At 68.4% G+C, this 19,017-nt stretch carries 14 protein-coding genes and 1 pseudogene; 8 read left to right on the top strand and 7 right to left on the bottom strand.

Going from position 1 to position 19,017, the window contains the following annotated elements; genetic code table 11:
* On the top strand, positions 1 to 259 hold a 259-nt coding region (locus A4R44_RS50525), incomplete at its 5' end, for a hypothetical protein (RefSeq protein WP_232791693.1).
* A 264-nt stretch (positions 260 to 523) separates the two neighbouring features.
* On the opposite strand, the gene A4R44_RS20545 is transcribed toward A4R44_RS50525, so the two are convergent.
* Positions 524 to 1,156 carry a TetR/AcrR family transcriptional regulator gene (locus A4R44_RS20545; protein WP_067583072.1) on the bottom strand — a complete coding sequence of 211 codons (633 nt, stop codon included), beginning with the start codon at positions 1,154 to 1,156 and terminating at the stop codon, positions 524 to 526.
* A gap of 31 nt (positions 1,157 to 1,187) precedes the next feature.
* Here A4R44_RS20545 and A4R44_RS20540 point away from each other — a divergent pair, with 31 nt between their 5' ends.
* The 4 genes from A4R44_RS20540 (at position 1,188) to A4R44_RS20525 (ending at position 7,949) form a co-directional block, all read left to right on the top strand.
* Positions 1,188 to 2,405, top strand: coding sequence for an erythromycin esterase family protein (locus A4R44_RS20540; protein ID WP_067583069.1), 1,218 nt, complete (start codon positions 1,188 to 1,190; stop codon positions 2,403 to 2,405).
* A gap of 174 nt (positions 2,406 to 2,579) precedes the next feature.
* Positions 2,580 to 3,512, top strand: coding sequence for a S8 family peptidase (locus A4R44_RS20535; protein ID WP_095213488.1), 933 nt, complete (start codon positions 2,580 to 2,582; stop codon positions 3,510 to 3,512).
* A 142-nt stretch (positions 3,513 to 3,654) separates the two neighbouring features.
* Complete coding sequence (locus tag A4R44_RS20530) at positions 3,655 to 7,032, top strand: pyruvate carboxylase (RefSeq protein ID WP_067583065.1); 3,378 nt, start codon at positions 3,655 to 3,657, stop codon at positions 7,030 to 7,032.
* Positions 7,033 to 7,151: 119 nt separating this feature from the next.
* Positions 7,152 to 7,949, top strand: a complete 798-nt coding sequence (locus A4R44_RS20525) for an arginase family protein (RefSeq protein WP_067583063.1) — start codon at positions 7,152 to 7,154, stop codon at positions 7,947 to 7,949.
* Between the two features lie 146 nt (positions 7,950 to 8,095).
* Here A4R44_RS20525 and A4R44_RS20520 read toward each other — a convergent pair whose 3' ends face one another.
* Together A4R44_RS20520 and A4R44_RS20515 are read right to left on the bottom strand one after the other, a co-directional pair.
* Entirely contained in the window at positions 8,096 to 8,482 is a 387-nt protein-coding gene (locus tag A4R44_RS20520) for a GntR family transcriptional regulator (protein ID WP_067583060.1), read from the bottom strand.
* Complete coding sequence (locus tag A4R44_RS20515; RefSeq protein WP_067583057.1) at positions 8,483 to 9,208, bottom strand: hypothetical protein; 726 nt, start codon at positions 9,206 to 9,208, stop codon at positions 8,483 to 8,485. It lies immediately after the preceding gene.
* A gap of 350 nt (positions 9,209 to 9,558) precedes the next feature.
* Between A4R44_RS20515 and A4R44_RS20510 the strand changes: the two genes are divergently transcribed.
* Complete coding sequence (locus tag A4R44_RS20510) at positions 9,559 to 10,857, top strand: CdaR family transcriptional regulator (protein ID WP_067583054.1); 1,299 nt, start codon at positions 9,559 to 9,561, stop codon at positions 10,855 to 10,857.
* A 451-nt stretch (positions 10,858 to 11,308) separates the two neighbouring features.
* Here the strand turns inward: A4R44_RS20510 and A4R44_RS20505 are convergent, their stop codons facing one another.
* Positions 11,309 to 12,757 carry a DUF6801 domain-containing protein gene (locus A4R44_RS20505; protein ID WP_067583051.1) on the bottom strand — a complete coding sequence of 483 codons (1,449 nt, stop codon included), beginning with the start codon at positions 12,755 to 12,757 and terminating at the stop codon, positions 11,309 to 11,311.
* 243 nt (positions 12,758 to 13,000) lie between these two features.
* Here A4R44_RS20505 and A4R44_RS20500 point away from each other — a divergent pair, with 243 nt between their 5' ends.
* Entirely contained in the window at positions 13,001 to 14,026 is a 1,026-nt protein-coding gene (locus A4R44_RS20500) for a hypothetical protein (protein ID WP_067583048.1), read from the top strand.
* Positions 14,027 to 14,623: 597 nt separating this feature from the next.
* On the opposite strand, the gene A4R44_RS52465 is transcribed toward A4R44_RS20500, so the two are convergent.
* The 3 genes from A4R44_RS52465 to A4R44_RS49140 all read right to left on the bottom strand — a co-directional run bounded on the left by A4R44_RS52465 (position 14,624) and on the right by A4R44_RS49140 (position 17,217).
* Entirely contained in the window at positions 14,624 to 15,190 is a 567-nt protein-coding gene (locus A4R44_RS52465; protein ID WP_369805917.1) for a DUF6801 domain-containing protein, read from the bottom strand.
* A gap of 331 nt (positions 15,191 to 15,521) precedes the next feature.
* Entirely contained in the window at positions 15,522 to 16,157 is a 636-nt protein-coding gene (locus tag A4R44_RS20490; protein ID WP_067583046.1) for a hypothetical protein, read from the bottom strand.
* A 34-nt stretch (positions 16,158 to 16,191) separates the two neighbouring features.
* Entirely contained in the window at positions 16,192 to 17,217 is a 1,026-nt protein-coding gene (locus A4R44_RS49140; RefSeq protein WP_198545374.1) for a hypothetical protein, read from the bottom strand.
* A gap of 712 nt (positions 17,218 to 17,929) precedes the next feature.
* Here A4R44_RS49140 and A4R44_RS20475 point away from each other — a divergent pair.
* Positions 17,930 to 19,017, top strand: a pseudogene (locus A4R44_RS20475) (IS30 family transposase); the annotation flags it as partial.

The raw sequence follows: 19,017 nt of genomic DNA, 5'->3' as shown, positions 1-19,017 counted from the left end.
TCGGAGGTCGCTGGCCAGCTCGCTCGGTCTGTTGCCGTTGAGTGGCGACTGCCTGCTCAAGCCGGTCAGCACTCCTGCGCGTGCGTTGCCGCTTGACGGCGACTTTCTGCGCACTCTCGCGCGCCACGGTCGCTCCGCACGCCGCCCGTTGGCAACTATCGTCGGTGCCCGGTGCCCGGTGCCCGGTGCCCGGTGCCCGGTGCCCGGTGCCCGGTGCCCGGTGCCCGGCTTCGCCTGGCTGGTGACTGCGTCGCTGTGAGCGTCTGACCAGCCCCATCTCTCAGCCGGAGTCTTTTTTCGCCGTTCCGTGGCGAAAGCAAAGCTAACGGGCCAATCGCCCGCTCTGCCTGTCGCCCGGCGTCTGGCTTCGCTTGGCTGGTCACTGCGTCGCTGCGAGCATCTGGCCAAACCCATCTCTCAGCCGCGCTCTGCTTTCGCCGTTCCGTGGCGAAAGCCGAACCCACCCATCAACCGCCCCACTCCACCCGTCGCCGTTTTCCGGCAACAAGCCCCCACCCCGCAATCACCCCCCGTCGCCATTCCCCGGCAACCGCCTGCTCAGCACCCCGGCCCGAGCAGCCGCGGCCCCAGCCTCCGCCGCGATCTCAGCCGTCTCCTCCGACACCGGTTCCCGCGACACGAACAACCGGTAGAACACCGGCCCGCACACCGTCCGCGTCACCTCGTCCGGATCGGTGTCGGCCGGCACCTCTCCGCGCGCCGCCGCCCGCTCCACGATCAGCGCGGCCCGGGCATGCCGATCCTGATAGAAATCCCGCAACGCCTCGGCCGCCCGTTCCGACTGGAAGGCCGCCAGCACCGCGGCGGTCGGCAGCTCGCGTTGGCCCGGGGTGGTCAACGCGAGCACCACGTCCAACGCCATTCGCCGCAAATCGGCGACAAGCGAACCGGTGTCCGCCGGGCTCCACGGCTCGCCTGCGCCGAACCGCAGTGCGGCCGCGACCAGTCCCTCGCGCGATTCCCATCGCCGGTAAACCGTCGTCTTGTGCACGCCCGATCGTTCGGCGACGGCCTCGACCGTCAGATCGCTGAACCCGACCTCCGCCAGCAGATCGAGCGTCGCCCGCAAAACGGCGACGCGCGTGCGTTCCGTGCGCCCGCCCGGTCTGCTGGTGCCCGGTAACTCAGTTGTCAATCGCTACCCCTGTTGCATTAGTGTCCGCAGTATGACACCGCTGAGCACCCGTTCGCCGCTGGGTGGCGACGTCGCCTCGATCACCGGCCTGATCGGCGACGCGCGCATCGTCGCGATCGGCGAGAACAACCACCACATCCGCGAGTTCGGCGAACTCCGCGCCCGGTTGCTCCGCCGCCTCGTCGAGGACCACGGATTCACCGTGCTCGGCTTCGAATCGGGATTCGCCGAGGGCGACTTGGTGCAGCAGTGGCTGAACGGTGGTCCCGGCACGGTCGCCGACGTCGGGCGAGAAGGATTCACCTTCTCTCTCGGCGAGTCGGTCGAGGTGCGCGAGATGCTGACGTGGATGCGCCGCCACGGCGGCGTCAGCTTCGCCGGACTCGACCTGCCGAGTTCGAGCGGTTCGCCGCAGCCGGCGTTGCGGATTGTCCGAGGTTTCGTGGAAGAGGTCGATCCGGAGGTTCTTCCGCTGGTCGACGCCGCGATTACCGCGTCCGAGCCGTATTCGGCGGTCAGCAGCGCGGTCGCGCCTGGCCGTTATGCGGCAATGGCCGCCGCGGAACGGGACGCGGCCACGGCTGCGTTGACGACTCTCGTAGCACATATTCGTTCTCTGTCGCCAGTTTATCGGCAACGGAGCGAGCCGGCTCGGTATGCGATCGCCGAACACCACGCGGTCGGTGCACTTCGCGTTGACGCGTACTTGCGTGAGCTGAGCGCAATGATGGCGGGAACGGCACCGTCGCTCCAAGGGTCGTCTCGCGACACGTACATGGCCGCAACCGTGAAGCTGCTTCGCAAACTGTACGGCGAAGGCGAGAAGATTGTGGTGATGGTCCACAACGGACACCTGCAGCGAGTGCCGTTCGCCGCTTTGCCGACCATGACGTTCCCTTCCGCGGGCACCCACCTCGCCGAGGAGTTCGGCGACGACTACTTCGCTCTCGGCCTCACTGCGGGCGTTGGTACGACCACCGGCCTCGAACCGGACGAGAGCGAGCGCCTCGGCTTCCGGGTCTACGAACAGGAGTTGGAGCCGCCCGCCGAGGGCAGTGCCGAAGCGGCATTGGCCGGCGCGGATCCGTGCGTGGTCGATCTGCGGCAAGACCGAGCGCGGGGCCTGGCCGGACCGTCGAGCATGCGGCACGCGCACATGTTCACGAAGGTCGACGTCGTGCAAGCCTTCGACGCGCTGGTGTATTTGCCGACGATGTCGGTGAGCGCGCACGTCCCGGCGGCGAAGTAGGCGAAGTAGCTGTCGGCCTGTCAACGGGTGGTCGCGTGGCGGCGAACGGAAAGAGGCGCGGCTCATCGTCGTTCGGTTCCCAGTATGTCCGGACGGTCGGGTGCTGGACCCGCGACCAGCCCATCGTGTGACGTCGAGTTGCCGCTGAACGGCCACCGGGATACGACCGCAGACATGCGGAACCGAGCGGCGCGTGGCCTTTTTTCGGCAACTCTGACATTTCTGCTGGTCGCCGGGGTGCAACCGGTCGCGCTGGCGGCGAGCGGGACGCAGGCCAACCCGCCGAGCTGGGCGCTCGACCGGATCGACCAGCGAACCGGTCTCGATCAGAAGTACCACTACGACTCGGACGGCTCCGGCGTCACCGTCTACGTGATCGACAGCGGCGTCGACGCCAAACACCCGGATCTGCAGGGCCGGGTCATGCGCGGCAAGGAATTCCTCACCACCGGTACAGACACGTCGGACACCAACGGCCATGGCACGCGCGTCGCGGGAATCGTTGCGGGACACAGCTACGGCGTCGCCAAAGCCGCGCAGATCTTCCCGGTCCGAGTGCTCGACAAGGCAGGCGGCGGCGCGACCGACACGATCATCGCCGGGCTGAACTGGGTAGCCCAGAACGCACACCAACCAGCGGTCGCGGTGCTGGGCATCGGCGGCGTGCCGAACGAGCAGCTCGACAACGCGGTCAAGGGAGTCGCCGCGGTGATGCCGATCGTGGTTCCGGCCGGGGAGGGCAGCACCGACGCCAGCCAGAGCTCGCCTGCCCGAGTGCCGGAAGCACTCACCGTGGGCGCGACCGACGTCCAAGACCAGGTCGCGCCCTTCTCGAACTTCGGCACGCCGCTCGACCTGTACGCACCAGGTGTCGACATCCCCGCGCCGATCGCCGGAACAGCCGATGTCGGGACGCTGTCGGGCACCTCGATGGCCGCCGCGGTGGCCGCTGGCGCGGTGACCCTCTACCGGTCCGCGCACCCCGACGCCGCGCCCAATGCGGTCGGCGAAGCAATTGTGCAGGACGCAACGCAGAACGTGGTCAAGAATGCGCCCTCCGAAACCGCGAACAGGCTCTTGTGCACACTGCCTGCGGGAACACCCTGACGGTTGCGGCGCGGCGGCTCGGCCAGCATCATGCATGCAGGTCGGCGTGCATGATGTCCATCACTTGGACTACGGCTCCCGCACTGCGGGACAAACCGGGTAACGTGCCTTCGATACCGATCCGAAAAGGGAAGGACCGGGCATGTTCCGCAAAGTGCTGGTGGCCAATCGCGGCGAAATCGCGATCCGGGCGTTCCGCGCAGGCTACGAACTGGGCGCGGGCACAGTCGCCGTGTTTCCGCACGAAGACCGCAACTCGCTGCACCGGCTGAAGGCCGACGAGGCCTACGAGATCGGCGAACCGGGCCATCCGGTCCGCGCCTATCTGTCGGTCGAGGAGATCGTCAAGGCCGCCAAGAAGGCGGGCGCGGACGCGGTCTATCCAGGCTATGGCTTCCTGTCGGAGAACCCCGACCTGGCCATGGCCTGCGAAGAAGCGGGGATTACCTTCGTCGGCCCGAGCGCCGAAATCCTCGAACTGACCGGCAACAAGGCGCGCGCGGTCAAGGCGGCGCGCGAGGCCGGGGTTCCGGTGCTCGGCTCGTCAGAGCCGTCCAGCAACGTCGACGAACTGGTCGCGGCGGCCGACGAACTCGGCTTCCCGGTGTTCGTCAAGGCGGTCGCCGGCGGTGGCGGCCGAGGCATGCGCCGCGTCGAGGACCCGGCTTTGCTGCGCGAGTCGATCGAGGCCGCCGCGCGCGAGGCCGAGTCCGCGTTCGGCGATCCGACTGTGTTCCTGGAGAAGGCCGTGGTCGAACCGCGGCACATCGAGGTCCAGATCCTCGCCGACGGCGTGGGCAACGTGATCCACCTCTTCGAGCGCGACTGTTCCGTGCAGCGCCGCCACCAGAAGGTCGTCGAGCTGGCCCCCGCGCCGAACCTCGACCCCGAACTGCGCGACCGCATCTGCGCCGACGCGGTGAAGTTCGCCCGGCAGATCGGCTACCGGAACGCGGGCACCGTCGAGTTCCTGCTGGACCGGCAGGGCAAGCACGTGTTCATCGAGATGAACCCGCGCATCCAGGTCGAGCACACGGTCACCGAAGAGGTCACCGACGTCGACCTCGTGCAGTCCCAGCTGCGGATCGCCTCCGGGGAAACCCTCGCCGACCTCGGCCTGTCGCAGGACAAGATCTACCTGCGCGGCGCCGCACTCCAGTGCCGCATCACGACCGAGGACCCGGCCAACGGTTTCCGGCCGGACATCGGCATGATCAGCGCCTACCGCTCGCCGGGCGGGTCGGGGATCCGGCTCGACGGCGGAACCGCGTTCTCCGGCACCGAGATCAGCGCCCACTTCGACTCGCTGCTGGTGAAACTCACCTGCCGCGGCCGCGATTTCCGCACCGCGGTCGGCCGCGCCCGCCGCGCGGTCGCCGAATTCCGGATCCGCGGCGTGGCGACGAACATCCCGTTCCTCCAGGCAGTGCTGGACGACCCGGACTTCCGGCAGGGCAACGTCACCACCTCATTCATTGAGGAACGGCCGCACCTGCTGACCGCACGGCACTCCGCCGACCGCGGCACGCGCCTGCTGACCTACCTCGCCGACCAGACGGTGAACCGGCCGAACGGCGAGCGTCCGCGCACGCCCGAGGCCGTGACGAAGCTGCCGAAGCTGCCCGCGGATCTCACTCCTCCGGACGGCTCCAAGCAGAAGCTGACCGAACTCGGCCCGGAGGGATTCGCGCGCTGGCTGCGGGAAACTCCGCAGCTCGGCGTCACCGACACCACCTTCCGCGACGCGCACCAGTCGCTGCTCGCGACGCGCGTCCGGACGAAGGACCTGCTCGCCGTCGCCCCGGTCGTCGCCGCGACGGTGCCGCAGCTGCTGTCCCTTGAGTGCTGGGGCGGCGCGACCTACGACGTCGCGCTGCGGTTCCTCGCCGAGGACCCGTGGGAACGGCTGGAGCAGCTGCGCAAGGCCGTGCCGAACATCTGTCTGCAGATGCTTTTGCGCGGGCGCAACACCGTGGGCTACACGCCTTACCCGACCGAGGTCACCACGGCCTTCGTCGAGGAGGCCACCGCGACCGGCATCGACATCTTCCGCATCTTCGACGCCCTCAATGACGTCGAGCAGATGCGGCCTGCCATCGAAGCCGTTCGCGCCACCGGCACCGCGGTCGCCGAAGTCGCACTCTGCTACACCTCCGATCTGTCGGATCCGAACGAAAAGCTCTACACGCTCGACTACTACCTCAAGCTCGCCGAACAGATCGTCGGAGCAGGGGCGCACGTCCTGGCCATCAAGGACATGGCCGGTCTGCTCCGCGCGCCCGCCGCGGCTCGCCTGGTGACCGCACTGCGCAAGGAATTCGACCTTCCGGTGCACATCCACACGCATGACACCGCCGGCGGTCAGCTCGCCACCTACCTGGCCGCCATCCAGGCGGGCGCCGACGCAGTGGACGGTGCCGTGTCGTCGATGGCGGGCACCACTTCGCAGCCGTCGCTCGGATCGATCGTCGCGGCCACTGACCACTCGGACCGCAGCACCGGCCTCGACCTGCACGCGATCGGCGACCTGGAGCCGTACTGGGAGAGCGTCCGCAAGATCTACGCCCCGTTCGAGGCTGGTCTCGCGTCGCCCACCGGGCGCGTCTACGACCACGAGATCCCCGGCGGCCAGCTCTCCAACCTGCGCACGCAGGCGATCGCGCTGGGCCTCGGCGACCGGTTCGAGGACATCGAGGCCATGTACGCCGCGGCGGACAAGATCCTCGGCCACCTCGTGAAGGTCACGCCTTCGTCCAAAGTGGTCGGCGACCTCGCGCTGCACCTCGTCGGAGCCGGCGTTTCCCCGGCTGACTTCGAGGCGGAGCCGAACAAGTTCGACATCCCGGACTCGGTGATCGGCTTCCTGCGCGGCGAACTGGGCGACCCGCCCGGCGGCTGGCCGGAACCGTTCCGCACCAAGGCGCTCGAAGGCCGTTCGGCGGCCAAACCGGTCGCCGAACTGTCCGAAGAGGACCACAAGGAACTCGCCGACAACCGCCGCGGTGCGCTGAACCGGCTGCTGTTCCCCGGTCCCACCAAGGAATTCCTCGCCCACCGCGACGCCTACGGCGACACCAGCGTGCTCCCGAGCAAGGACTTCTTCTACGGTCTGCGCCCGGGCGAGGAGTACTCCGTGGACCTCGAGCCCGGCGTCCGGCTGCTCATTGAGCTGGAAGCCATCGGCGAGGCCGACGAACGCGGCACGCGGACCGTCATGTCCACCCTCAACGGCCAGCTCCGGCCGATCCAGATCCGGGACCGGGCCATCGCCTCGGACATCCCGGCCACCGAAAAGGCCGAGAAGGGCAACCCGAAGCAGATCGCCGCGCCGTTCGCGGGCGTGGTGACGCTGCAAGTGGCCGAAGGCGACCAGGTGGCGGCAGGATCGACCGTGGCGACGATCGAGGCCATGAAGATGGAAGCGTCGATCACCGCTTCGGCGGCGGGCAAAGTCGGTCGGCTGGCAATCACCTCCGTTCAGCAGGTCGAGGGCGGAGACCTTCTCATCGTGCTCGAATAACCCGCTCTCGCGCCACTTTTTCCCGTGCGAGGGGTCCCTTCGCTCCAAAACGGAGCGAGGGGACCCCTCGCGCCATTTACGGCTCGCTTTTTCCGGGGTGTTCGCGCTAGCGTCGAAGCATGCTGATCAACGCGGTGCCGCAATGGCAGGGCGCGATCAGTCCCAGAGCCAAGGGGCTGGTCGAGGGCTGCCGCGCACTTTCCGAACTGGCCGGGCACGTGCTCGGCAAGCCGGTGCACCACGTACGTCAGGACGCAGCGACGTCCGACGTCGTCGCCGGGATAGCCAACCGGTCCGTGCTCACGGGCACGAACCGGCAGTTGCAGCTCGCCGCGCTCGAAGCGCCGGAAGGCCCGGTGCTCACGATCGGCGGCGACTGCGGCGTCGAGCTGGTCCCGGTCGGTGTCGCGCGTTTCCGTTACGGCGCAACGCTTGGCGTCGCGTGGTTCGACGCGCACGCGGACTTGAACACGGCGGATTCCTCGCCTTCGGGCGCGTATCACGGCATGGTGCTGCGATCGTTGCTCGGCGAGGGCGACAAGGAGTTCGCCGCGAGCCCGGCGATCGAACGAGGCCGGGCAGCGCTGTTCGGCACTCGCTCGCTCGATTCCGCGGAAGAGGAAGCCATTGCCAGCGGACTCGCCGTGCGCTCCGGCGATGTCGCCGGAGCGCTGAACGCCGCCGGTGCCGACCGCGTTTATCTGCATGTGGATGTGGACATTCTTGATCCCGAAGAGTTCCCCGGAGTGAATTATCCGGAGCCCGGCGGGATCACGATCGCTGAATTGGCCGAAGCAATCGACGGGCTTTCCGGAATGGAGGTCGTCGGTGCGGGCATCACGGAATGCGTCGGCACGGAAGTCGCCGCGCTGGAACCCGTGCTGGCCGCGGTGGGGAGGGTGCTGATGGAGGGCTGAACCTCCGCGCCGAGGCGGTGAGATCCGCGCCTCGTCCGGTGAGTGGACCGCGGGAACGCACGGGCAAGAAGGAGGTGTGCCCGAGACCGTGCGGAAGACGGTTCACCGAACGGCGAAAACCGCGCCGGCCGGACGATCCCCCGGATTCACTGCGACGGTGCGTCCAGGCTCGCCAATGCCACGCGCACGGCGTCGACGGCTTCGTCCGGCGCGACCCCGAGTTCCCGGCTGTACCGGGCGTATTCGGCGGCCGCGTTGCGAAGCATCGCGCCCGGATCCGGTCGCTCGACCGGGCCGGTCACGACGGTTCCGCGTGCTCGTGCGGTGGTGACCCAGCCGGTGGCCTCGAGCTCGCGGTACACGCGGGCGACGGTCCCGGAGGCGAGCCCGAGGTCCCTCGAAAGCTGACGGATCGGCGGCAGACGGGCATCCCGGGCGAGGGAGCCGGTCGTGATCGCGCGGACTATCTGGTCGTGCACCTGGCGCCAGGGCGGAACCCCGTTTCCGGCGTCGACCACAACTCGCAGCGGCATCTACCGCGCTGCCGTGATCTTCGCGCGCTGTTTCGGCGGCGGGCCGACGATCGCGAGAAACGCGGCGACGGTGACCACGAACGCGAGGAACGAGGTGAAGTCGCCGACCGTCCAGCCGAGCGTGGCAGCCGTTCCGGTGCCGAGCCCGAGAGCGACGCGAGCACTGCGCACGCGCAGTGCCTGGTCGACTTCCGGGTCGCCGGCGGCCGGACGCCGCACCGCGAGGAGCACGATGATCCACGATACCGCCGCCGCGCCGACAGTCACCGTCAGCGGGCCCCATTGCCGCAAAACGGCGAGATGCACGAGAGCGGCGAGAGTAGCCAGCCCGGAGACGACGATCGTCCACAACGGAGCGAAATCAAGCACGCCGCGGGGTGCCAGCACGGCTTCCCTGCGGGGTTCCCGCGAGGGACGCTGAGCGAGGATTTCGGCGGCGAGCCCGCCGAGCAGCACCACGAACACCAGCGAGTTCGCGGTCCGTTCTCCGACGAGATTCGTCGCGCCCGGGATGAGGGGCAGGCCGAGGAACAGCCACGGATACCAGAATCGCCGACGGCGCAGATAGCGCACGGCCACCGGCACCTGGTCGGCGGTCGGGTTCCGCACGCCCCATTTCGCGAGCAGCCGCGCGCCTTGTTTCTCGCCTGGCCACAACACGACGAGGATGATCAGCCCGAACAGGCCGGTAATGCCCGCGACGGCGAGAGCCGAGTCGAGTTGCATCGTGGATCCCTCCCTCTTGTATCAAGCGCATGCTACAAGAGGGCCGCGCGCCCTGCCGGGTGACGCTTTGTGGTCGCTTTCGCTGCCCGCTGCGTCGCCGCTGAAGGCAGGCGCCCGGGTTCGCCCGTTTGTACGCACGGGATGGCGCGCCTGGTGGTGTGTTGTCGCTATGTGCCTCGCTGACCTCGTGAACTTGTCACAAACGTGACAAGAAATCGGTTTCTTCGGCGAGCGGTGACACGTTTGGCGTTGCTTTTTCGATGTGTCGGGTGTCACCCCTCAACGGTTGCGGGGGCATCCGGCGGCGCTGCGGCGCGGCCGGGGAGCCGGGGCGGAGCGAAGGAGCTGCGATGTCGGTGGAGCGCGGACTCGATCACGCTGTGCCGTCGGTTGCGCTGCCGCGCAAACTCGCCGAGATCCTGCGGCCCGAGCTGGCGAGCCTGTCCGCCGAGATCGTCGACGAAATCCGCGCGACGATTCCCGCCTATGCGCGGCCGCTCGACGGCCCGTACGGGAGATCGATCCGCGCGGGCGTCGAGTATGCGATCACGCTGTTCGTCGCGCAGATCGCCGATCCGCGGGCGTCGAAGGAACAGTCGCACGAGGTGCACCATCGGCTCGGGCAGAACGAGATGCGGGAAGGGCGGAGCCTCGACACTCTGCAGTCGGCCTACCGGGTCGGCGCGCGCGTGTCGTGGCGCCGGATCATGCGCGTCGGACGGCGAGCTGGCCTTTCGTCGGCGGTGATGTCGCAGCTGGCCGATGCGATGTTGGCGTTCATGGACGAATTGGCGTCGGTCGCGCTGGATGGCTATTTAGAGGCGAAAGCCCGCACCGCCGGCGCATTGGACACTTGGCGGCGACGGCTGCTCGGCGTCCTGCTGGAGGTCCCCGCCGCTCCGCCGAAGGCGATCGCGGAGCTGGCCCAGTTGACCGGTTGGGCCGTGCCGGAGCAGGCGTCGCCGATTGCCGTCCAATCGCCGCTGAACGGCAGGGCCCGCCGGCACGCGACGTTGGACTCGGACGTCCTGGCGGAACTGGACTCCGCCGAGCCGTGCATCGTCGTACCCGGCGCGGTCAATGGTGCCCGGCTGGCGACGCTTCAGGCAGCGCTGCCGAACTGCCGGCTGTCCGTCGGGCCGTGTGTGCCGTTGGCCAGCCTCGCCGATTCCCTGCGCTGGGCACGCCGGACACTGGTTCTCGCCGATCGGGGGCGAATCCCTGGTGAGCGGGTCCTCCGCGCGGAGGAACATCTCGCTGCCTTGCTGGTGCATTCGGACGGCGTACTCACCGAACTCCTCCGCACCCGTCTTTTCGCCCCCTTGGCGGACATGACCGACAAGCAGCAGGATCGCCTGCTCGAAACGCTGCGCGCCTGGCTCGACAGCCAGGGGAACGTGGTCGAAATCGCCGAGCGGCTGCAAGTCCATCCGCAGACGGTGCGGTACCGCATGCGCCAATTGCAGGCGACATTCGGCGAACTGCTGCGCGATCCGGCCGCGCGGTTCGAAATGGAACTGGTCTTGCGTGCGGCCGCGGACGACCGGCCACGTTCGGGACAGTCTTGGCCGCCTCCTCTCAACGCGGCGAACATGGTGCCCGCCAGCCGTAGGCCGACTTCGCTCGAGGATTCGCGAAGTCGCCGCTGAGCGGCAGGCGGAGTCGTGGTCCGTCGGGGGTTGGACCTGCGCGCAACGAATGCCAGCGCGTGTTTGCGCGCAAGGTGGTCGACACCTCCTGGGTGCCGGCCGTCCCGCGCCCCTTCCCGGTGTTATGAGACGGTCATGTTCGGAGAAAAGCCTGGTACCTGCGCTCGACGAATTGCGCTGGACGACAAGAGGTCGCCAGCCGAACTCTTTGTGATGGCTTTCTAAAGCCAAGGGTAAGGCTGGAATATTTAGTGTCGCTCTTGCTGATGGAAAACGAGACGCTTCCTGAGGCTGCGAGGGCGGTGCAGGAGATGACTGACAAAGGTGTCGCATCGACCGCGGGCGGGGCCAGGTCGGAGACCGCAGCGTGACAGGGCGGGGCGAAGCTCGTCCGCCGGTGATGGTCCGTCGCCAGCTGCTGCCAGGGGCTGAACTGGCGCGGTGGTCGCATTCACTGGGGAAACGGCGTGTCCGGGATCGGCGGGCACTTCGTGTGGTCCGGGTACTTGGTCGAGGCGCATTCGGCGAAGTTGACGTTGACGACCTTGGCCTGGTTGACGTTCGTCGTGGTGGAGGCCATGCCGGTGAGCAACGGGCTGAGCGGTTCAGCGGTGCCGCAATGGACGAACGGCGGCAAGGCGAAACCGCGGTAGTCGGGGTCGGGCGAATTCGGGTCCGTGCTGAGGATGCCGCCCGTCGTGGCCTTGTACTTGCCGGACAGGTTGAGGGAGATCGGCTTGGCGGTGACGCAGTCCGGGCCGAGGTCCAGCGGCACGCCGTTGACTTTCGCGTTGCTCATCCGGGCCATGACCTGGATGTGCGTAGTCAGGAAATCGCCGGTGAGGACGAGCTTGCCGTTGAACTCGATCAGCTTGGTGTGGTGGTAGTCGACGGGCAGGAACTCGACGGTCGCGGTCACCGGCACGAAGCCGAAGCCGAGAAAAGTTGCGGCGGTCGGGCGGAAGCCAACGGTTCCGCTGATCGTGCTCGGGTCGTGCTGAACGTAGTCCGGGGGGACCAGCATGATCGTCCAGGTTCCGTTGAGCACCCCGGTCGGGGAACTCGCGACGGTCGCGCCCAGCCGGTAGACCGATGAAGTCGCCGCGACCTGGATGTAGTTGAGCGGGGTGATCAGCGGGAAGTCGGGGTCGGCCTTCGGCGAGACTGCGTCGGGGCGGGCCGCGGGCGGCGGCGGTGCCGGGGGAGTGTCCGGCTTGTCCGGCCTCGGGACGGCAGTGGGCGCCCCGGTGGCGATGACCGACGCCAGGGTGGTGGTCTGGTCCGGGAGAAGGGTGCAGGCGACCGGGGCAGGCCCGGTAGCGCCGTCGGCAGCCGGTTTCACGGCGATGGCCGGGGCTCCGATGTCGAAACTGACCTTGCCGGGCACGGTGATCGCCTGCTCCGGCAGGTCCGCGGTCGCGGTGAGCCGGACGTCGCCGGTTGGCGGCAACGGTGTCTCGGCGATGGTGAACGGCACCGGGATGGCGGTGCTCTTGCTGCCTTGCCGCGCGGTCAGGTCGAGGGTCAGCCCGCCGCGGATGCTGTCCGCGGGGGCTGGCGCGAGTTGGTCAGCGACGGCACGGGGAAGCGCGAAAGACGCCGTCAGAGAGCGGAATTTCAGTCCGGACCCGACCTGCACCGTCGCGGGTACGGTCGCGGAGGCGGTGAGGGTGATCTGCTGGGGGCCGGCGGGGGCCGCGAACGGACAGTCGAGGACGACGTCCTTGTTGACCTGCTGTTCGCCGGCTGACAGCGGAGGCGGAGGGGTGGGGGTGGGCGTCTCGGTCGAGGCGGAGCTGACGCCGGTGAGCGCACCAGTGCCGATCGAGAGGGCACCGAGGATTGCGAGGGCGGCGAAAGCCGGACGGCGGCGGGCGGAGCGTCCGCGTGATCGCGGCATCGTGCGCCTCCTCGCCCGGCGGTCCGGAAAATGGGTTCCGAGCGAAGTTACCGGTGGGTTTCACCGGTGCGCAAGCATTGGCGAGAGCCAGCGAATTTCGTTTGGCACAAAAGGGTTTTCTTATGTTCGAGAGCTAGTTCGGAGATGGTTTTTCATCGGATTCTGACAAAGAATCCGCGCCTTCGCCGCAGCGGTCGCCGAGCTGGGAACATCGCTGCAGGACCTTCGGAGGAGGGAGCTGCGATGGCGGCCGGACACCGGCGATGGGGCAAGGTCGCGGCGGCGGTCGGCGCGGTCGTCGTGGTGGGGGCTGGGGTCGCGTCGAGCGGTCCGGCCGTCGCGGTGAATTCGCTGCCGCCGAGGACAGGGGATCTGCTGAGAGAAGCGGGAAGTGCGGCTGGTGCGGCGAGCGTGCCGCAGCTGACGGCGGCGGGAGGCCTTTACGAGTGGGGGACCCGGGGCATGCCGTCGCCAGTGCCGCCGGCTCTCACTTCAGGTCTCTCCGTGGTTTCAGCCGGAGGATTGTTCGGGCTGGCGCTCAAGAACGGTGCCGTGCTCGCGTGGGGCGACAACAACTTCGGCGAAAGCGAGGTGCCCGCGGATCTCTCCTCCGGCACCGCCCAGATCGCCGCCGGCTGGACCCATGGCCTTGGCCTCAAGAACGGCAGGGTGTACGCGTGGGGAAACGATTGGTACGGCCAAACGGAACTTCCGGCATCGGTGTCCAGCGGAGTCACGGCGATCGCGACCAGCGCGGTGCACAATCTCGCGTTGCTGTCGAACGGCCAGGTGGTGAGCTGGGGCAGCCGGGCAGACGTTCCGGACTTCGCGCAGTCCGGCGTCAGCGCGATCTCGGCGGGCGGGGACTACAACTTGGTGCTGAAGAACGGCACCGTGCTCGCCTGGGGCAGCAACACCTACGGCCAGACGACGGTGCCCGCGGCGGCGCAGTCCGGGGTGACGGCGATTTCGGCCGGGTATGAGCACGGCCTCGCGCTGAAAGACGGCGGAGTGCTCGCCTGGGGGCACGACAACGACGGCCAGACCGAGGTGCCCGCGGCGGCCAAGAGCGGGGTCGTGGCCATCGACGCGGGATGGAACCACAACCTGGCGGTCAAGGCGGACGGGTCGCTGGTCGCTTGGGGCAACAACACCTACAGCCAGGCGACGGTGCCGAAGCCGCCGGTGTGCGGACCGGTCACCGGTGCGTCGGCGGGCTACGAGTTCAACCTGGTGATCACGGACCGGTCGGTGCCCTGCCAGCACTGACGCCGGTTCCTGAGGCGGAAGGGTTGGCTGCCCGGCGTCTGTCGGGGGTGATTCCCGGAGGTGTTGAACCGGGGCCGTGGGTGTTGAGGTTCTCCTGTGACGCCGGTTTCTTGTCCGCGAGCGAACTTCGGCATGGCCGCATCGTTCGCCGTGGTGAGCCGGGCGGCCTGTGCGTGAGCGCTTCGGCTGCTGAAGCCGGGTGACGGTTCGCGAGCGTTGACCGTGACGCTTGCCTGGTTCGGTTTGTGGGCATTGAAAAGGATCGGCAGCTGCCGATCCGGCCGCATCGAACTGAGGCCCGGTTCTCTGTCGCTGGGCGGGGAATCAGGTCGTCGGTACCGGGCCGGAGCTGGTTCGGGGCGCTGACTTCCGGCTGTCTGGACCGAGAAGATGCTGGGCCGGACGCTGATGCCTGCGTCTCGCAAAGCCGAATACGCACTGCTTGCCGCTTGGCCGGGCGCTGACGGTGAGAACTCCGCGGCCGTTCCGATCCCGGAAACGACAACGGAGGGGCGGCGTTCGACCGCCCCTCCGTCAGTCAGGGTCAGGAAATGGTGCCCGACGGGCTGAAGCTGGTGCCCGACGGTGCGGTGCAGGTCATGGTCCACGGGGTCCAGCTGTCGTCCGACGGCTTGTGGAACTCGAGCTGGGCGGAGAGCGTNAGAGCGTCGTGTCGAGACCGAACGTCACCGTGCCGGCGCTGCTCGGTGCGGTGTAGGTCGGGATGGACGACGTCGACGTCTGCGCGATGTTCACCGTGATCGCGCCGCCCGCCGGGTAAATCTGTTCCGGGATCTGCAGGCCGGAGGCGTCCGACGGAGAGAGCGAGCCGTTGTCGACGGTGATCGGGACGTCGGCGGTACCGCGGATTCCGTCGTATCCCGCAGCGGTGAGCAGCGCGTGGACCAGCGCGGTGATGGTCGCGGTGCCGGAAACGTTGGCCGGTGTCGTGGTGCCGTTGACGGGGATCGTGTCCGGGCCGTCGAACTGCGCGGTGACCGCCACGTTCTGCGGCGGGATGGCCGGGAACGTGCAGCTGTAGTTCGCGGGGCCGGCCTGGTAGGTCGCGGTGGCGGCCGAGGCCGTGCCTGCGGTGAGGACCGCGATCGCGCCTACCGCGACGCCGGTCACCACGCCCGTGGACAGTTTGCTGAGCCGGGGCATACCATTCTCCTTAGATCGGACTGCAGTTCTCGCGGCGATCCTGCGCAGTGGGGACGGAGGTTTCCGCGGATTCCGTTCCGGACCAGGTTTTCGGGAACGGGGATCGGCTCGGTGAGCAATACCGGCCGCGAGCCCAAGGTTACCCGTGAGTTCAGTCGGCAACAACCCCGGTCCGCGCCTGGTCTGCGAGACGGCGACTGGACCGATTCTTTTGTCATCGGCCGCGTAAACCGTATCGGCGTTTCGTGTGAGCGTGCTAATTCGATGAAGCTCAGGCATGCGAAAACGGGGTGCCTGAACAGTTTCCGGCACCCCGTTTTCGCATTGTGGATCAGTTCTTGGCGGTCAGGGTAAGCGAGATCGTGTTGTCCGGTCCGGACACCAGTGCGCCGAGTGCGAGGTCGGCGATGAAGCAGTTCTTGAAGTCCGGGATGGTGTAATTTCCGGCGAGTGTGATCGGCTTGGTGATGTCGACGTTCGCCGCGGTCAGGGTCAGGTCGATCGGCTTGACGGTCGTGCAGCTGCCGGGCACGGTCGGCACCGGGAAGACTGGCACGATCGGACCCGCCCAGATGTCGCTGATCTCCATGTTCGCGGTTTCGTGGGTGGTGAGCGTGCCGTTCGCGAGGGTGCCGGTCGCGGGCGCGGTCGGGGTGACGGTGACCTTCGCCTTGATCTTGAATCCGCCCGCGAGCATCGAAATGTGCGCGGTGGCCGGCGGCAATTGCAGATTGGCGTTGAGGCCGACGGCTCCGGTTTGATCGTCGACCAGGAGATTTCCGGCGAGACTTCCGGGGCCGAGGTCGAGAGTGCTGCCGGTCTTCTTCACGACCGTGCTGCCCGTTACCGAGTAAGAGATCGGAATGGGGATTTCGGTCGCTGCCGCGGGCACAGCGGAGGCGAGGCTGACCGCGGTCGCGGCGGCCGCTGCGAGCACGCCGGTTCGGGCGATCCGGGAAATGGGCATGACGGTACTCCTTCGGCGGTGAGGGAACAGAATTTCATCGGGGAGCAAGATCGGTTATGATCCAGTTTCCGTCAATTCGATCAGCGGTGACGGCCAGTTGTGCCGCGGCTGTCTCCGGAGTGGTGGAATTCCCCCTAGCGGCGGACTGGTCGAGGAAAACGAGCAACTGTGCGTGATCGTTCGTGAGTTGCTGGACGGAGGTGGCGGAGACGCGCGAGGTGAGGGTCAGGCGCTGGCTTGGGGCCATCGTGCGGACTTGGGCGAAGAGCTTTTCGTAGGAATCGCGGGCGTGGCCGCGGAGCAGGGTGGCGGCGGCGTTCTCGGTGACGTCGGTTTTGTCGTAGGTGTAGGAGAAGATCTTGTTGAGGGTGAGGCTGATGGCGGACGTGACCTCGGCGGTGGCCGGCTGATCGGTCAGCGCGTGGTTCGAGGCGGCGGCGGACGCGCTGGTCGAGCGGGCCTCGATGGTGCACCAGACGCCGGCGGCGGTGAGGAGGATGGTCAGGGCGAAGAGGAGAGCGGGGAGGCGGGACGTGGAGAGGATGGGAGTTTGGGCGGTGCCAGCGGGATCGGCGGTGGCGGGGCGGGTGTCTTTGGGAGTGGAGACGGTGGGTTGGGCTGGCTCGGGGTCGGAGCCTGAATTGGCGGTGGCGGGTCGGGCGTCTTCGGATGTGGAGACGGTGGGTTGTTGGGCTGGCTGGGAGTCGGAGCCTGAATTGGCGGTGCCGGGGCGGGCGTCTTTGGATGTGGAGACGGTGGGTTGGGCTGGCTCGGGGTCGGAGCCTGAATTGGCGGTGGCGGGTCCGGTGTCTTCGGATGTCGAGATGGTGGGTTGGGCTGGCTGGGAGTCGGAGGTTGTCGTGATCTGCTGAGTGCTTGAGCCGAGGGGTGATGGGTCGGCTGGTTGAGCGGTTGTGGTGGCTGGCTGGGCGGCTTCCGTCGTGGTGGTTCGCTTGGCGGAGGCGGAGACCTCGGAGAGACCGGCTGCGGCGGGTGCATCGCTGACTACGGAGTCGAGCGGCTCGGTGCGTGACTTCGACCAGCGCTGAGTGAACTTCATGATCCCGCCACCCCCAGCTGCTCCAGCGAGCTGAGCTTCCAGCCGGAGGCCGTGCGGGTCATCGCCGCTGCTAGGCGTGTGCGGCGGATGGGCTGGGCGGCGCCGTCCTTGGTGACCGTGATCTCCACGGAGGCCAGGAGTTTCGCGGTGCCTGCTTCGGCGTCTAGATCAGAAAGCCCGGCGTCGAGGACGCGGCCCGCGGTGGCGGATCCGTCGGACGGGACGTTGCTGGGCAGGGACGTCTGGAGGGCGCCGGTCGTCGCGGATTGCCAGTGGGCTAGGGCTTGCTCGCGGTGGTGGGGGTCGAAGGTGGTGACTGTGGTGATCAGAGTGCGGCCGGCGGTGACGGCCTCGTCTCTGGTCGCGCCTGCGGTTGAGGCGGGGGCGGTCGCGGCGTCGTGCCATGACCAGGCTGACCAGGCGGCGAAAGCGGCGGCTGCGGTCAGGGCGATTCTGGCGGCCCACGCCCACCTGCGGTGGGATTTGGCGGTGTTCGGGGACGCAGTGGAGGGAGCGGCAGGGGAAGGATCGGATGGGGCAGCGGCCTCGGTGGCGGGAACCTCGGGGCGGGATGCTTGGGTTCTAGTGGTGGTTGCAACGCCTGAGTTGTGCAGGGGTTGCCGTGTTCGAGGTTGGGAGAGAGCGGGCGTCGCGGGGTCGGGTGAGGCTGGCGGCGGAACGCCGCCGGTATTTTGATCTTGTGGCGGATGGCGTGGGCACGGTCGAGGCGTGCCGGAGGGTCGGGGTCGACCGCAGGACCGGGCATTACTGGCGGCACGGGCGGCCGAGCCGGGCCCGCGCGAACGCGGCGCCGCGTCGTTCCCGGCCGGAGCCGGGACCGGGCCGGTTCCTGACCGTCGACGAGCGGATCGCGATCGCGGACGGGCTGGCGGCGGGCCGCTCGCGGCGGGCGATCGCGGCCGAACTGGGCCGCAGCCCGTCCACGGTCGCCCGGGAGATCGCCCGCAACGCCCGTCCCCGCGGCGAGTACCGGCCCCACGCCGCCCACGACCTCGCCCGGGCGCGCCGCCCGCGACCGAAACCAGGCAAGATCGCGGCCAGCCCCGAGCTGCGGGAACGGGTGCAGGCCATGCTGCACGAGAAATTCAGCCCGGAACAGATCGCGGCCCGGCTGCGCCGCGACCACCCCGACCGGCCGGAGCTGCACGTGACCCACGAAACGATCTACCAGGCCCTCTACGTCCAAGGCCGCGGCGAACTGCGCCGCGAACTGGCCCGCGCCCTGCGCACCGGCCGCACCACGCGCACACCCCGCGCCAGCGGCGAACAACGCCGGCCCCGCTTCGCCGAACCCATGGTCATGATCAGCGACCGGCCCGCCGAAGCCGACGACCGCGCCGTCCCCGGCCACTGGGAAGGCGACCTGATCATCGGCAAGGACAANCAAGGACAACGCCTCCGCCATCGCCACCCTCGTCGAACGCGCCACCCGCTACACCCTGCTCGTCCCCCTGCCCCACGGCCGCGGCGCCGACGCCGTCCGCGACGCCCTCGCCGCCGCCACCGCGACCCTGCCCGCACACCTGCAACGATCCCTGACCTGGGACCAAGGCAGCGAAATGGGCCGCCACCACGAATTCACCATCGCCACCGGCATCCCCGTCTACTTCTGCGACCCCCACAGCCCCTGGCAACGCGGCAGCAACGAAAACACCAACGGCCTGCTCCGCCAATACTTCCCCAAAAGCACCGACCTCTCCGCCCACACCCCCGAACACCTCGCCGCCGTCGCCGCACAACTCAACCGCCGCCCCCGCAAAACACTCAACTGGGACACCC

It is taken from the genome of Amycolatopsis sp. M39 (genome assembly GCF_001651785.1).
Classification (GTDB): domain Bacteria; phylum Actinomycetota; class Actinomycetes; order Mycobacteriales; family Pseudonocardiaceae; genus Amycolatopsis; species Amycolatopsis rubida.
The sequence above is the reverse complement of the archived record's forward strand: the minus strand, read 5'-3'. Positions and strand labels throughout refer to the sequence as shown.